We start from the raw sequence: 15,284 nt of genomic DNA on the forward strand, positions 1-15,284 counted from the left end.
CACGATGACACGCTGGACCCCCGAAAGCTGGAGAACCAAGACCGCCCTGCACATGCCGGCGGACTATCCGGATCCCAACGCCCTCGCGCTCGTCGAGGACGAGTTGCGCGCCCTGCCGCCGCTCGTCTTCGCCGGCGAGGCGCGTCGCCTGACCTCGAAACTGGCTCAGGTCGAACGCGGTGACGCTTTCCTGCTCCAGGGCGGCGACTGCGCCGAGAGCTTCAAGGAGTTCTCGACCGACAATATCCGCGACACCTTCCGCCTGATCCTGCAAATGGCGGTGGTCTTGACCTTCGCTGGCCGCAAGCCGGTGGTGAAGGTCGGCCGGATCGCCGGCCAGTTCGCCAAGCCGCGCTCGTCGCCGCTGGAGGAGATCGACGGCGTCGAACTGCCCAGCTATCGCGGCGATATCATCAACGGCATGGGGTTTACGCCCGAAGAGCGCGTGCCCGACCCGCAGCGCCTGATCCGGGCCTATAACCAATCGGCCTCGACGCTGAACCTGCTGCGGGCCTTCGCCGGCGGCGGCTATGCCGACCTGTACAACATCCACCGCTGGACCCTGGGCTTCGCTGGCGACAACGCCGCCGGCGCCCAGTATCGCGAGCTTGCCGACAAGATCACCGAGGCCCTGGCCTTCATGGAGGCCGTCGGCGTCACGCCCGAGACCCATCCTGACCTGAGCCGGGTCGAGGTCTTCACCAGCCACGAAGCCCTGCTGCTGAACGTCGAGAGCGCCCTGACGCGTCTGGACGGCGGTTCGGGCGAATGGTTCGACACCTCGGCGCACATGCTGTGGATTGGCGAGCGCACCCGTCAGCTCGATGGATCGCACGTCGAGTTCATGAAGGGGATCAAGAATCCCATCGGCGTGAAGTGCGGGCCGACCATGACGTCCGACGACCTGCTGCCGCTGATCGACGCCCTGAACCCGGACAATATCTCGGGCCGTCTGACGCTGATCGGCCGCTTCGGTCACGACAAGGTCGGAGAGCGTCTGCCCAAGCTGATGCGCGAAGTGAAGGCCTCGGGCCGCAAGGTGATCTGGTCGATCGACCCGATGCACGGCAACACGCTGAAGGCCGGCAACGGCTACAAGACCCGGCCGTTCGACCGGATTCTGGGCGAGGTGCGCACCTTCATCGACGTAGCCGAGGCCGAGGGCGTCCACCCCGGCGGCGTCCATCTGGAGATGACCGGCCAGAACGTCACCGAATGCATCGGCGGCGCCCAGGCCGTGACCGAGGACGACCTGTCCAACCGCTATCACACCCATTGCGACCCGCGCCTGAACGCCGATCAGGCGTTGGAGCTGGCCTTCCTGGTGGCCGAGCGGCTCAAGGCCGGGCGGGTGGCGCAGTCGGCGGCGGCCTAGCCGCCGTCAGCGCCCCAAATGCGGGCCGATCCGGTCACGGTGACGCCATCTCTGCAGCGCCAGATCGGAACGATTCCGAGGTAGTGATCGATGGAAGTTGCGGCACAGATTGAAGACAAGCCCGGTCGGGTCGCCTATCAGGGTGCGCCCGGCTCGTTCAGCCACGAGGCCTGTCTGGCCCTTCGGCCATGGGACGAGGCGGTGGCGTTCGAGACCTTCGCCCAGGCGCTGGATGCGCTGCGGGCCGGGGATTGCGGCTGCGCCCTGATCCCAGTCGAGAACTCGACCATAGGCGTCGTAGAGCCGGCGGCGACGCTGGTGGGGGGGCTTGGCGTGGAGCCGGTCGCCGTGGTCTGGCGTCCCATTCGTCATGCGCTCATGGCGGTGCCCGGCGCGCGGTTATCGGACATCCGAACGGTCGAAAGCCACCCCATCGCCCTGGCGCAGTGCAAGGGCACGCTGGCGGGGCTGAACGTCGAGGTGATCGAACATTTCGACACCGCCGGCGCAGCGCGCGATGTCGCCGAAGCGGGCGATCCGACGCGGGCGGCCATCGCCCCGGTCGGCGCGGCCGAGGTCTATGGCCTGTCGATCCTGCGCAACGACTTGCAGGATTCCAGCGATAATCAGACGCGTTTTGTCCTGTTGAGCTTTCCTGAGGGTTGACGACGCACGGTCTTTGCGTCCTTAAGACCTGCACGGATCGCAAAACGATCCGCATAACCGGAACCGGACCATGTCCCGCCAGCGCGCTCTTTCTGTTTCTTTCGACCGTTCGCGCGCGGTTTCCGGCCTCTATTTCGGCTACGGCTTTTACGGCTTTCGATACGCCGGCTGAGGCGTCGGGCGCACTCCGTCCCTGACAGTCTCACCGGCGACCGCTCTGAACCAGAGCGGCTGTTCGCCCCTGCACATATCGAAATCCAGAATGCCGAAAGCCCAATCCCATGCCCAATTCCAAAGTCCAGCAAGTGTGGCCTGACATGGCCGACCTGACGCCCGAGCAGCAGGCGCTCGCCGCCCTGCGCGCCGAAATCGACAGCATCGACGACCAGATCCTGACCCTGTTTGAGCAGCGCCTCGCCGTCGCCGCCACCGTGGGCCGCGCCAAGGATGCGCCCAGCGGCCCGCATACCAAGCTTCGTCCCGACCGCGAGCAGACCGTGCTCTCGCGCATGCTGGCGAAGGCCCAGCCCGAGAACGCCGAGGCGGTCGAGCATCTGTGGCGCGAGATCGTCGGCTGGGGCTTGGCCCGCCAGGGCCGGCTTCAGGTCCAGGTCTGGGCGCCGATCGAACCGACCCGCGCCTATGACGGCGCCCGCCTGCGTTTCGGCGCCGCCGCCGACATCAAGATGGTGCGCGATCCGCAGAAGGCCCTGGCCTTCGCCGCCGAAGGCCACGGGATCGCGGTGCTGGCGATCAACACCGAGGACGCCTGGTGGATGGGCCTGCGTCGTGAATGGTCGATGCTGAGCGTGTTCGACGGTTACGGCGGCGAGACGCCGACGTCTCTGGCCGTGGGCAAGATCGACCCGCCAGCCTTGCCCAAGGGCCGTCGCGTCGTCGTGACGGCCGGTGGTGACGCCGGTGACGGCGGCGGCGCGCGGCGCTGGGGTCTGAACACCCATCACGGCTGGACCATAGCCCTGACCGAAGCCGATCTGGCGCCGGGCGATGCGGAAGGCTGCGTCGGCGCGATCGGTTAGACCTGTCCGCATTTGATGGAATTCCGGGTTCGCGACCAGCGGCTGCTGTGTCACGGTCGCCATCCATCCTTTTCATCTAGGCGAAACCGCATCTTTTCAGTGGCTTGAAGGGTGGAATCGGCTTTTTCCTGAGTCCGATTTCAAACGCGGTTATGATGCCGGCTCGGTCTTTGACATCGCCATCCTTCCACGAAAATTGGACTCGTTGGACTGTTTTTCCGAGTCCAACTTTCAGACCCGAATTGCACTTCGTTGCACAGTGCAACTCGGGCTCTGTTGTTTTCTTCAAAGAAAACAATGATCCGCTGCGTCAATTGCACGTCATTGCACCATTTTTCACGCGTGCAATTCGCCGCCCAACCTGGGGCTGTCGCCGAAGCGGTTTGGAGATCGGATCGCAGAGGAGGGCCGTGTCCAGCAACGGATGCGGCCCTTCTTTTTCAGACGGCCATATTGTCGATCAGTCGCGTCTTGCCCAGCCAGGCGGCGGCCAGGATGCGCGCGGGGGCGTCGACGATGTCGTTGCGGAACGGCGTCAGATCCTCGGCGTGGCGAATGACGACATAGTCGACGCGCTCGAACCCGGCTTTCAGGATGGCGGCATAGGCTTCGCACTCGACGCCGGGCAGGGGGCGGCCGCTGGCGGCCTGGACCCCTGCCTCGGCCAGAATGCCGTTCAGACGCCTCGCGGTCTCCAGCTCGGTCTCGGTCAGGTAGCCGTTGCGCGAGGACAGGGCCAACCCCCAGCCGTCCCGCTCGGTCGGCGCGCCGACGATTTCGACCGGCAGGTCCAGATCGCGCACGAAGCGGCGGATGACCATCAGTTGCTGGTAGTCCTTCTCGCCGAAAACGGCGACATCGGGCTGAACCTGGTTGAACAGCTTGGTGACGATCAGGGCGACGCCGCCGAACATCTGAGGCCGGAAATCGCCTTCTAGGCCCAAGGCCGGGCCGGTCATGGCGATGCTTGTGGAGAAGCCGTCGGGATACATTTCTTCGGCCGAGGGGGCGAACATCAGGTGGCAGCCGGCGCCGGCCAGCAGACGCGCATCCTCTTCCTGCTGACGGGGATATTTGCCCAGGTCTTCATGGGCGGCGAACTGGGTCGGATTGACGAAGTTGGAGGCGACGACGCGGTCGGTGCGGCGCGCGGCCTCTCGCACCAGCGTCAGGTGGCCTTCATGGAGGGCGCCCATGGTCGGAACCATGCCGACGCTCAGGCCTTGTCGTTTCCAGTCCCGGACGATTGCACGCAGTTCGGCGACAGTTCGGACGACGGGGAGGGGGGCGGCGTCTATCATTATGAAGCGATTAACCTTTCCGCTTAAGCCTGTTGATGCACCAGACCGCAAAGTCTGGGCTCTAGGGTCGTGCTTATGACGCCCGCAGAAGCGACCCGTCCAGTTCTGATCGCCCTGGCCTGCGCCAGCGGCCTGGCCTTGGCCGGCTGCGGCGCGGTGGACAGCAATCCGCATCGCTTCAGCGCGATGGCCGAGAACGTCGCCGCGATCGACATTCCGTTGAAGCCCGACGGCCGACACCGAGCCGCCGAACAGGCCGGTCTGCGTCCCGCCCGGTTCACGCCGGTCAAGGTGGCTGTCATGGACCCGCACGCCATGTGGGACGCCCGAGACGCCCAGGCCGGCATCCGCCACGAGGTTGAGGACACGGGTTTGCGCGACGCCGTCATCCGCGTCACCCAGCCCGTGGTCCAGGCGGCGGCGTCCGCCGTCGTCAAGGCCGCAGCGGACGAGGCGGTCGCGCGGATCCAGGCGCCCCTGTTGCGTCCCGCCAGCCTGAGTGTTCCGACCCAGGGGCGCACGATCCAACTCGGCGCCTATTCCAGTCCCGCCGGCGCGCAACAGGCGTGGGCGCGGCTGAGGGCCAAATCGGATCTGTCGGGCCTGTCGCCTGTGTTCGAAGAGGTTCAGGTCAATGGCCGCAGCCTGACGCGCTTGAAGGTCGGGCCGGTCTCGACCGAAACCGCCGCCGCCGTATGCCGATCCGCCGATGTCGCGGATGCATGGTGCGCCCGCAACAGCTGAGGCTCGCCCGCTCGCCGTCCACAGGTCTGCGTTAAGGTTCCGTTGACGTTTGCGGCGCGGAGGCCGAATCTCGCCGGACCTAGGACCGCGCAGTTTGAGTCGCGCGGTCGGCACAGAGGATTCCCTCGAATGACGCAGCCGCATGTGATCGTCCTCGGCAACGAAAAGGGCGGGGCGGGCAAGTCCACCCTGGCCATCCACATCGTGACGGGCCTGCTGCACGCCGGCCGCACGGTGGCGATCATCGACCTGGACCTGCGCCAGCGCTCGATGCAGCGCTTCTTCCACAATCGCCTGGCCTGGCTGGAGGGGAATGGTCAAACGCTGCCTCAGCCCTTCATCCCCGATATGGGCGACGGCAAGGCTCTGGCCAAGGCGGGTGCCGCCGAACAGATCGCCGTATTCGACCGCGCTTTCGACGAGGCGGCGGCGCAAGGGGTGGACTGCATCCTGATCGACACCCCCGGCGGCGACACGGCGGTGTCTAACGCCGCCCACGCCCGCGCCGACCAGATCGTGACGCCGATGAACGACAGTTTTGTCGATTTCGACCTGTTGGGCGAGGTCGATCCGGTGACGCTGGATCTGCTGAAGCCGTCGATCTATTCCGAGAGCGTCTGGGAGGCGCGCAAGCAGCGGGCCATCGCTCAGGGGCGTCACGCCACCATCGACTGGCTTGTCGTCACCAACCGCCTGGCTGTCGCCGAGGCGCGCAACCGCAAGCGTCTGGAAGAGCGGATGAACAAGCTGGCCAAACGGGTCGGCTTCCGCGTCGGGCCCGGCCTGCGCGACCGGGTCATCTATCGCGAGTTGTTCCCGTTCGGCCTGACGGTAGCGGACCTGTCGAACGACATACGGCCCGTAGCGGTGTCGCTGGCTCACGTCGCCGCACGACAGGAAATGCGCAACCTGATGAAGGCGATGGGGCTGGAACAGGCGCTCAGCCCTTTGGACGTAGCGGCCTGATTTCTCCATGGGCCTGATCTGGCTGGCCTTGGCGGCGATCGCCGTCTGGGCGCTGGTGCGACTGGGCCGGCAGACCGAGCGACATGGGCGGGCGCACTGGCGCGTCACGGCGACGCTGCTGGGCGCGGTCATGCTGGCGGGCGGCGCGCTGGCGGCGTTTCGTGGGTCGTGGCTGACAGCTGCCGCCCTGGCGGCGGTGGGTCTCTATCTGGCCTGGTCCTCGCGAATCCGGCCCGTGATCCGATCCGAACCGATCAGCGAGGCCGACGCCCGCGCGGTGCTGGGCGTCGGATCGGGCGCAAGTGAAGCCGAGATACGCGAGGCGTGGAAGCGGACCATGGCGCGCGCCCACCCCGATCAGGGCGGCACCGAAGGCCTGGCCATTCGCGTCAATGCGGCGCGTGATCGACTGCTGAGAAAAACCGGACGCCTTTAAGCTTGGCCTGCGCGCAAACGGATCGTTGCCGTCGTTCTGTAATTCGGCACAGTCTCGAAATCAGAAACCGAAACTGTTGCAAAACAAATCCAGCCGATCTAGATCGGGTCGTCATTTGTTGAACGGAGTTTCTGGATGAAGATCGCACACATCGCGGCATTATCGGCCTTGGTCGTGCTGGCGGCCTGCAACAAGGCGGGCGAGGCGCCTGCTTCGCCAGCCGCCCAGGCAGAAGCGCCGGTGACGCTGAAAGCTCCGGCCGGCGTCTACACCCTGGATCCGACCCACGCGACGCTGCAGTGGTCGCTGCTGCACAACACGATCTCTCACTACACGGCGCGCTTCGACAAGTTCGAGGCCGAGCTGACGCTGGACCCGGCCAATCTGGAAAACTCCAGGATCACGGCGACCATCGATCCGACCTCGGTCAGCGCCGCCTATCCGGCCGACTATCAGGCGTCGCACGGCGGTTCCGGCTTCACCAGTTGGGACGACGACATGGCCAACAGCCCCAACTTCCTGAACGCCAGGGGTTTCCCGACCATCACCTTCGCCTCGACGGCCGTCGAGAAGACGGGCGCGCGGACGGCCAAGGTGACCGGCAACCTGACCTTCCTGGGACAGACTCATCCGGTGACGTTGGACGCCACGTTCAACGGCGAGATCGAGCGTCATCCCTTTGCCCAGGTCCCCGCTATCGGCTTCGCGGCCGAGGGCAAGTTCAAGCGCTCCGACTTCGGCATGGCGGTTGGCCCCGTGGGCGACGAGGTGACGATCCGCTTCGACGGCGAGTTCATCCAGAAGGTCGCCCCGGCTGCTCCGGCGAACTGAACAAGACCCTAGGGCGGCGGACGTGTCCGCCGCCCTTATTCGTAATCGAACGATCAAAGCCGTCATGTCGCACGCCAGCACCCGCTATTCGCCCGTCGCCATCGCCCTGCATTGGGTTATCGCGCTGCTCATCCTGTCGATGATCCCGATGGGATTGTGGATGACGGCAGCGATCGAGCGGCCGGACAGCCAAGCCTTGGCCTATCGGGTGTTCCAGATCCACAAGTCGATCGGCTTCCTGATCCTGGCCCTGACCGTGGTGCGGATCGTGTGGCGGTTGACGCACCGTCCGCCGACACTGCCCAGAGGGATGAAGCGCTGGGAAGCCTTCGCGGCCGGTGCGACCCATGTGGCTTTCTACGCCCTGCTGCTCGCCTTGCCGCTGACGGGGTGGCTGTATGTCTCGGCAGGTTGGGCCGTATCTCAGGATCGGGCGCTGGGGGTAGCGACCAGCTGGTTTGGCCTGTTCCCGATCCCCCACTTGCCGGGCGTCGCCGAACTGTCGATCCAGATGCGGCGGGCCTTGGCGTTCAAGGCCATGGGCGCCCATTCGCTGATGGCCTGGGGTGCGGTCGTTCTGATCGTGCCGCACGTCGGTGCGGCGTTGAAGCATCAGTTCATCGATCGAGACGGCGTGCTGAGCCATATGGTCCCTGGCCTGAAGGGTGGCCATGCGGCGGTCGGGCGCGCGCCGTCGTCGCCCTGGGCCGAACGGGCCGTCGGTATCGCACTGGTGCTGGCCATCGCCGTCGCAGGCGCCATCGCCGCCCAGCCCTATGCCCTGACTGAGAGCCAGGTCGTGGCCGCGAAGACGCCCGTTGCGGCCCCTGTTCCCCCTGCCGATGCTCCGGTCACGCCAGGCTCGGCGACAGCGTGGACCATCGATCCAGCGACGTCGAGCATCGCCTTTAGTGGAACCCATGCCGGCAAGCGCTTCGAGGGTCGCTTCGAGCGTTGGCAAGGTCAGGTCTGGTTCGATCCGGCCGACCTGACAGGGTCTAAGGCCGTGGTGAGCGTTCAGACGGCATCCGCGCGGACGGGCGATCCGACGCAGGAAGGGTCTCTGCAAGGGCCGGAATGGCTGAATCCCGAGCAGTATCCCGTCGCACGTTTCGAGGCGGCGACTTTCCGATCGCTGGGCGGTGATCGCTATGAAGCGACGGGAATGCTGCGCATCAAGGCGACGACGATTCCCGTGGTTCTGCCTTTCCGCTTCACCGAGACCAACGGCGTCGCCCGCGTCGAGGGCGCGCTGGAACTTGATCGAACGGCGCTGGACCTTGGCATGGCGTCGGACGCCACGGCCGACTGGGTGTCGAAAATGATCGGGGTGCGGATCGAGGTGTCGGCTCGCCGCGCTCCGTGACCCGCCGCTTGCCCTGACGGAAGTCTGGCCTTACGGGTCCGCGCCTTGATCAATGATTCAGGGAGCGGTCAATGACCCTCGCACTTCTGTTTCCGGGCCAGGGCAGCCAGGCCGTCGGTATGGGCGCGCAGCTGGCCGACGCCTTCCAATCCGCCCGCGACGTCTTCGCCGAGGTGGACGAGGCTCTGGGTCAGAAGCTGTCCGTGCTGATGCGCGAAGGGCCCGAGGACCAGCTGACCCTGACCGAGAACGCCCAGCCCGCCCTGATGGCGGTGTCGATGGCGGCGATCCGGGCGCTGAAGGTCGAGTTCGGTTTCGACGTGGGGACGGCGGCCTATGTCGCCGGTCACTCTCTGGGCGAATATTCGGCCCTGGCGGCGGCGGGCGCGATCTCGCTGTCGGACACCGCACGGCTGCTGAAGCTGCGCGGCCAGGCCATGCAGCGCGCCGTTCCGGTGGGGCGCGGCGCGATGGCCTCACTGATCGGACCCAAGACCGATCTGGCGCTGGCGGAAGCGGCGGCGGCGGCCGGTTCGGAAGTGGGCGTCTGCGTGGTCGCCAACGACAACAACAACGGCAACATCGTCATCTCGGGCGAGAAGGCGGCCGTGGATCGCGCCATCGAGAAGGCCAAGGAACTGGGCGCGCGGGCGATCCCGCTGAACGTCTCGGCGCCCTTCCACTGTCCTCTGATGCAGCCCGCCGCCGACGAGATGGCGACGGCCCTGGCTTCGGCGACCATCCTGGCGCCGGTCGTGCCGGTCGTGGCGAACGTGCTGGCGCGGCCGGAAAGCGACCCCGAGGTCATCCGCCGCCTGCTGGTCGAACAGGTCACAGGCCGGGTGCGCTGGCGCGAGAGCATGGAGTGGATGGCGGGTGAGGGCGGCGTGACCCGCTTCGTCGAGATCGGCTCGGGCAAGGTGCTGACCGGCATGGCCAAGCGGATCGCGCCGGACGCCGAGAGCCTGCCGCTGAACACGCCGGAAGAGCTGGAAGCGTTCGCGAAGAGCCTGTAATTTACCGCTCATCCCGGCGAAAGCCGGGACCCAGATCTTTGGGCGATGAGCGTTTGAGTTTGCGCTGGAGCGGTGATCCCGGCCATCCTGCGCGTGAAAGCACTGGGTCCCGGCTTTCGCCGGGATGAGCGGAGAAATTCGAATGTTCAATCTTGCAGGCAAGACCGCGCTGGTGACCGGCGCGACTGGCGGGATCGGCGGGGCGGTGGCGCGGGCGCTGCACGCTCAAGGCGCGACCGTAGTGCTGTCGGGCACGCGCGAGGCCGTGCTGGCCGATCTGGCCAAAGAACTGGGAGAGCGGGCGCATTTCGCCACGGCGAACCTGTCTGACCCGGAATCGGTCGACAATCTGGTCAACGCAGCCGAGACGGCGGCGGGCGCGCCGCTGGACATTCTGGTGGCCAACGCCGGCATCACCAAGGACGGCCTGCTGATGCGGATGAAGGACGAGGACTTCCAGTCTGTCTTGACCGTCAATCTGGAAAGCTATTTCCGCCTGACCCGCGCGGCGGTGAAGGGGATGATGAAGCGCCGTTCGGGCCGAATCATCGGCGTCACCTCGGTCGTGGGCGTGACCGGCAATCCGGGCCAGACCAACTATTCGGCGTCCAAGGCCGGCATGATCGGCTTTTCCAAGTCGCTGGCGCAGGAGGTCGGATCGCGCGGGATCACCGTCAACTGCATCGCGCCGGGCTTCATCGCCTCGCCGATGACGGACGTGCTGAACGACCAGCAGCGCGACACCATCCTGGGCCGTATTCCGGCCGGCCGCCTGGGTTCAGGCGACGAGATCGCCGCCGCCGCCGTCTATCTGTCGTCCGACGAAGCCGCCTATGTGACGGGCCAGACCCTGCATGTGAACGGCGGCATGGCGATGATTTAAGGGCTGCGGCCCTTATCACGTCGCGCAACAGACTATTTCCAGCCCGAAAGCCTGTGCTAAAGGGTTGAATGCATCGGCGGTTCGGGCTTTCGGGCTTGCGTCGCCTTCGCTGCCGTGAGACGGCGATTTCTTAGCTACCCCCGCCTCCGCGGCGATTTCAAACAGGCAGAGAGACACTCATGTCCGACACCCTAGAGCGCGTTCGCAAGATCGTCATCGACCACCTGGACGCCGATCCGGACAAGGTTACGGAAAAGGCCAGCTTCATCGACGACCTGGGCGCCGACTCGCTCGACAACGTCGAGCTGGTGATGGCCTTCGAAGAAGAATTCGACATCGAGATCCCGGATGACGCCGCCGAGCACATTCAGACGGTCGGCGATGCGGTCAAGTTCATCGACGAAAAGTCGGCCGGCTGATTTCAGTCGCCGATATCGGCCGAACAGGCTGACGGTTCACAGGGCCGCCCGGCGCTCCTAGCGGAGACGCCCGGCGGCCTTTACTGTTTCTGACCCTTGGGAATCCGCGATGATTCTGAAAGGTCGGGCTGGAGATAAGGGAGCACGCACCATGCGCCGCGTCGTCGTTACGGGCATCGGTCTGCTGACCCCCCTGGGTTGGGGCGTCGAGAAGAGCTGGAAGGGTATCGTCGAGGGACGTTCGGGAATCGGTCCGATCACGTCGTTCGACACCACGGGCTATGGCTGCACCATCGCCGGTGAGATTCCGAGCGTCGATGGACGCGGCGGGGGCGGCGAAGGCGACTTCGACCCCGAGAAGATCATGTCGGTCAAGGATCGCAAGCGCGTCGACGACTTCATCCTGTACGCCATCGCGGCGGCGGACGAGGCCCTGGCCGATGCGGACTGGAAGCCCGAGACGGACGAGGACAAGGAACGCACCGGCGTGATGGTCGGCTCCGGCATCGGCGGCCTGGGCCCCATCGCCGAGACGGCCATCGTCCTGAAGGAACAGGGCGTGCGTCGCGTCAGCCCCTTCTTCATCCCCAGCGCCCTGATCAATCTGGCCGGGGGCCAGATTTCGATCCGCCACGGCCTGAAGGGGCCGAACCATGCGGCCGTGACCGCCTGCGCAACCGGCGCCCACGCCATCGGCGATGCAGCCCGGATGATTGCCCTGGACGACGCCGACGTGATGGTGGCGGGCGGGGCCGAAAGTTCGGTCGTGCCGATCGGCATCGCCGGCTTTCTGGCCTGCAAGGCGCTGTGCACCGCCTATAACGACACGCCGGAGAAGGCGTCGCGTCCCTATGACCGGGGCCATGCGGGCTTCATCATGGGCGAGGGCGCCGGCATCCTGGTGCTGGAAGAATACGAACACGCCAAGGCGCGCGGGGCCAAGATCTATGCCGAGGTCGTCGGTTACGGCATGAGCGGCGACGCCTATCACATCACCGCCCCGTCCGAGGACGGGGAGGGCGGTGTGCGGGCCATGAAGATGGCGCTGAAGCGGGCGGGGATGCAGCCGTCGGATCTTGATTACGTCAACGCCCACGGCACCTCGACCATGGCCGACTGGATCGAGCTGAAGGGGATCGAGGGGCTGGCGGGCGATCACGCCAAGAACCTGACCGTCAGTTCGACCAAGTCGATGACGGGGCATTTGCTGGGTGCGGCCGGGGCCATAGAGGCGGCCTTCTGCGTGCTGGCGATCCGCGACCAGGTCGCGCCGCCGACCATCAATCTGGACGACCCGGAGATGGAGACGCCCATCGATCTGGTTCCGAACAAGGCAAAGCCGATGAAGATCGACGTTGCCATGTCCAACAGCTTCGGCTTCGGAGGCACCAACGCCTCGGTGATCTTCAAGAAGGTCGACTGAGATGTTCGGGCGGGGACGGGTCGAGAAGTCCAATGGGCGGTCGGGGTTCACGGTCTCGCTGCTGACCGCGTCCGCCACCTTCGGCCTGTTCCTGCTCGCTGCGCTTATCGCGGTGTGGGCCATCTACTATGCGCCGGGACCATCGGCGGAGCAGGGCGACAAGACGGTCGTGACCTTGTCCAGTGGATCGGGCGTCTCGGCCATCGCGGCGCGGATGAAGGCGGCGGGCGTGATCCGTTCGACCGACCTGTTCCGCGCGGCGGCGACCCTCACGGGCGCGGATCGTCGACTGAGGGCCGGCGAATACGAGGTGCCGTCGGGCACGTCCCTGGCCGGGGTGCTGAACCTGCTGGTCGAGGGACGGGTAGTACGCCATTTCGTGACCTTGCCCGAGGGCTGGTCGTCGCTGCAGGCCGTGGACATCCTGAACAAGGAGCCGACGCTGACCGGAACGGTGGCGCAGACGCCCGAAGAAGGCAGCCTGTGGCCCGACACCTATGAGGTTTCGCGCGGTGATACGCGCCAGTCGGTGATCGACCGGATGCAGCGCGCCGCGAACGAGAACCTGCGTCTGCTGTGGAGCCAGCGCTCTCCGGCCACGGTCGCGCGCAGTCTTGAGGAGGCGGTGATCCTGGCCTCCATCGTGGAGAAGGAGACGGCTTTGGCGGCCGAGCGTCCGCGCGTGGCGGCGGTGTTCTCGAACCGGCTGCGGGCCGGGATGCGGCTGGAGAGCGATCCGACCATCGTCTATGGCGTGACCAAGGGGCGGCCGCTGGGGCGTGGCATCCGGCGCTCCGAACTGCTGGCCCCAACGCCGTGGAATACCTATCAGATCAACGGCCTACCTCCGACGCCCATCGCCAATCCGGGCAAGGAGGCGGTCAAGGCGGTGCTGAACCCGCCGGCCGATCCAGCATTGTTTTTCGTCGCCGACGGATCGGGGGGACACGCCTTCGCCCTGACCTATGACGAGCATCAACAGAACGTGGCGCGCTGGCGTCAGATCGAGCGCCAGAAGGCGGGCCTGCCGCCGGAAGCGGCCGCACCCGTGACGCCGGGGACCAGTGCGGCGCCGATGACGACCGATCCTGCGGCTGCGCCTGTCGCGGGCGGTCAGGCGACGATCACCCTTCCAGCCGGCGCGACGCAGGGACCACGATGAGCAGCCTGTCGGGAATGACCGGCTTTGGCCGGGCGGACGGGGCCGGCGAGGGCTGGGCCTGGTCGGTCGAGGTGCGCTCGGTCAACGGGCGCAATCTGGAGATCCGGTTCCGGGGACCTAACGGTTTCGATGCGCTGGAGCGCTCGGCCAAGGCCGCGGGCCAGGCGCGGTTCGCGCGCGGCCAGGTCACCATCGGCGTCCATGCCAAGCGAGCCGAGGCGGGAGAGGCGGCGGTCGCGATCAACGCCGCCGTCCTCGCGCGTTATCTGACCCTGGCCAATGAACTGGCCGAAGATGGGGCGACGCCGCCGTCCGCCGACGGCCTGTTGGCCCTGCGCGGCGTGATCGAGGCGCCGGAAGAGTTAGACGATCCTGAGGCGCGGGCGGCGGTGGAGGCGGCCATGGCCCGCACCGTCGAAGAGGCGCTCGATTCGCTGAAGGCCTCGCGCCAGAACGAGGGCGCGCAGCTGACGCCGGTGATCGAGGAGTTCATCGCCCGGATCGAGGCGCTGGTCGTCCAGGCCGAGGTCGAGGCGACGGCCCAGGTCGAGGCCATTCGCGACCGTTTCGCGCGTCGAATCTCCGAACTGGCGCCGGATGCGCCAGGATTGGAGGATCGGATTTTCCTGGAGGCGGCCGCCCTGGCGACCAAGGCGGACGTGCGCGAGGAGCTGGATCGGCTGGCGGCGCACGTCGCTTCGGCGCGCCAGCTTGTGGCCTCGGCGCCCGCCGGGCGCAAACTCGACTTTTTGATGCAAGAATTCATGCGTGAGGCCAACACGCTGTGCTCGAAATCCGCTACGACCGCGCTCACCGGAATCGGCCTGGAGCTCAAGGCCGTCATCGAACAGTTGCGTGAGCAGGTCCAGAATGTCGAATGAACGCACGCCCCGCAGAGGCGTCCTCCTGATCGTCGCCAGCCCTTCGGGCGCCGGCAAGACGTCGCTGTGTCGCCGGTTGATGGCGGATCACGGCGGGTTGGAGCTGTCCGTCTCCATGACGACGCGCGGCATTCGCCCCGGAGAGGTGCATGGACGGGACTATAATTTCGTGGAGCATGAGGAGTTCCAACGGCTGATCGACCAGGACGCCTTCCTGGAATGGGCGGACGTTCACGGCAATCGCTACGGCAGCCCGCGCGCGCCGGTAGATCGGGCGCTGGCCGAGGGCCGCGACGTCCTGTTCGACATCGATTGGCAGGGCGCGCGCGACGTCGCCGAGAAATGCCCGGAGGACGCCGTGCGCGTCTTCATCCTGCCGCCCAGTCTGGAAGAGCTGCGTCGCCGCCTGGTGACGCGGTCGCAAGACGCCGAGGACGTGATCGAGCGCCGCGTCGCCAACGCCAAGGGCGAGATCGAACACTGCGACGCCTTCGACTATGTGCTGGTCAACGAGGACTTCGACCGATCCTACGCCGAACTGGCCCACATCTATCATGCGGAGCGGTCGCGCCGGTTCCGCAACCTTTGGGTTGAGGATTATCGCACCGCTCTGCTGCGCGAAGTCGTCTGAATAAAAAGACAGCGCCGCAGGCCGTGGTGTGGCCGGCGGCGCTGCGGGGTACTCAACGCTACGCTACTGAAGCCCTTTTGCCGGACAGAAGGTTGCAGACGGTAAACGCGGCAGTAAGGAACACCCCGTAGCGGCTGAACGCGC

Annotated in this window: 16 protein-coding genes; 15 read left to right on the forward strand and 1 reads right to left on the reverse strand. The window is 66.3% G+C overall.

Features of this window, described 5'->3' with window-relative positions; all coding sequences use genetic code 11:
• Positions 1-4: 4 nt before the first annotated feature.
• The 3 genes from WC597_RS05225 (at position 5) to WC597_RS05235 (ending at position 3,081) form a co-directional block, all read left to right on the forward strand.
• Positions 5-1,375: a class II 3-deoxy-7-phosphoheptulonate synthase gene (locus tag WC597_RS05225; protein WP_372692215.1), complete on the forward strand. Its 1,371-nt coding sequence runs from the start codon at positions 5-7 to the stop codon at positions 1,373-1,375.
• 90 nt (positions 1,376-1,465) lie between these two features.
• Positions 1,466-2,041, forward strand: a complete 576-nt coding sequence (locus tag WC597_RS05230) for a prephenate dehydratase domain-containing protein (RefSeq protein WP_372692216.1) — start codon at positions 1,466-1,468, stop codon at positions 2,039-2,041.
• A 281-nt stretch (positions 2,042-2,322) separates the two neighbouring features.
• Positions 2,323-3,081, forward strand: coding sequence for a chorismate mutase (locus tag WC597_RS05235; protein WP_372692217.1), 759 nt, complete (start codon positions 2,323-2,325; stop codon positions 3,079-3,081).
• A 440-nt stretch (positions 3,082-3,521) separates the two neighbouring features.
• Here the strand turns inward: WC597_RS05235 and panC are convergent, their stop codons facing one another.
• On the reverse strand, positions 3,522-4,382 hold the full coding sequence (panC, locus tag WC597_RS05240; RefSeq protein ID WP_372692219.1) for a pantoate--beta-alanine ligase: 861 nt from the start codon (positions 4,380-4,382) through the stop codon (positions 3,522-3,524).
• Between the two features lie 75 nt (positions 4,383-4,457).
• Between panC and WC597_RS05245 the strand changes: the two genes are divergently transcribed.
• The 12 genes from WC597_RS05245 to gmk all read left to right on the forward strand — a co-directional run bounded on the left by WC597_RS05245 (position 4,458) and on the right by gmk (position 15,140).
• Entirely contained in the window at positions 4,458-5,126 is a 669-nt protein-coding gene (locus WC597_RS05245; protein WP_372692220.1) for an SPOR domain-containing protein, read from the forward strand.
• A 129-nt stretch (positions 5,127-5,255) separates the two neighbouring features.
• Entirely contained in the window at positions 5,256-6,092 is an 837-nt protein-coding gene (locus tag WC597_RS05250) for a division plane positioning ATPase MipZ (protein ID WP_372692221.1), read from the forward strand.
• Positions 6,093-6,099: 7 nt separating this feature from the next.
• On the forward strand, positions 6,100-6,528 hold the full coding sequence (locus tag WC597_RS05255) for a molecular chaperone DnaJ (protein ID WP_372692222.1): 429 nt from the start codon (positions 6,100-6,102) through the stop codon (positions 6,526-6,528).
• A gap of 135 nt (positions 6,529-6,663) precedes the next feature.
• Entirely contained in the window at positions 6,664-7,359 is a 696-nt protein-coding gene (locus tag WC597_RS05260; RefSeq protein ID WP_372692223.1) for a YceI family protein, read from the forward strand.
• A 64-nt stretch (positions 7,360-7,423) separates the two neighbouring features.
• The gene (locus WC597_RS05265) at positions 7,424-8,725 is read left to right on the forward strand and encodes a cytochrome b/b6 domain-containing protein (RefSeq protein WP_372692225.1); all 1,302 of its coding nucleotides are present in this window, start codon (positions 7,424-7,426) and stop codon (positions 8,723-8,725) included.
• A gap of 71 nt (positions 8,726-8,796) precedes the next feature.
• Positions 8,797-9,741, forward strand: a complete 945-nt coding sequence (gene fabD, locus WC597_RS05270) for an ACP S-malonyltransferase (protein WP_372692226.1) — start codon at positions 8,797-8,799, stop codon at positions 9,739-9,741.
• A gap of 142 nt (positions 9,742-9,883) precedes the next feature.
• Positions 9,884-10,624, forward strand: a complete 741-nt coding sequence (fabG, locus tag WC597_RS05275; protein ID WP_372692227.1) for a 3-oxoacyl-[acyl-carrier-protein] reductase — start codon at positions 9,884-9,886, stop codon at positions 10,622-10,624.
• Positions 10,625-10,803: 179 nt separating this feature from the next.
• Positions 10,804-11,043, forward strand: coding sequence for an acyl carrier protein (locus WC597_RS05280; RefSeq protein ID WP_008264317.1), 240 nt, complete (start codon positions 10,804-10,806; stop codon positions 11,041-11,043).
• A gap of 151 nt (positions 11,044-11,194) precedes the next feature.
• Positions 11,195-12,466 (forward strand): beta-ketoacyl-ACP synthase II, encoded by a 1,272-nt coding sequence (gene fabF / locus WC597_RS05285; protein ID WP_372692228.1) that lies wholly within the window; start codon positions 11,195-11,197, stop codon positions 12,464-12,466.
• A 1-nt stretch (position 12,467) separates the two neighbouring features.
• Positions 12,468-13,628, forward strand: coding sequence for an endolytic transglycosylase MltG (mltG, locus tag WC597_RS05290; RefSeq protein WP_372692229.1), 1,161 nt, complete (start codon positions 12,468-12,470; stop codon positions 13,626-13,628).
• Positions 13,625-14,509, forward strand: coding sequence for a YicC/YloC family endoribonuclease (locus WC597_RS05295; RefSeq protein WP_372692230.1), 885 nt, complete (start codon positions 13,625-13,627; stop codon positions 14,507-14,509). The genes mltG and WC597_RS05295 overlap by 4 nt, the downstream gene beginning before the upstream one ends.
• Positions 14,499-15,140, forward strand: coding sequence for a guanylate kinase (gmk, locus tag WC597_RS05300; RefSeq protein WP_372692232.1), 642 nt, complete (start codon positions 14,499-14,501; stop codon positions 15,138-15,140). Before WC597_RS05295 ends, gmk begins: the two co-directional genes overlap by 11 nt.
• Positions 15,141-15,284 lie beyond the last annotated feature (144 nt).

It is taken from the genome of Brevundimonas sp. (assembly GCF_041648115.1).
Classification (GTDB): Bacteria; Pseudomonadota; Alphaproteobacteria; order Caulobacterales; family Caulobacteraceae; genus Brevundimonas.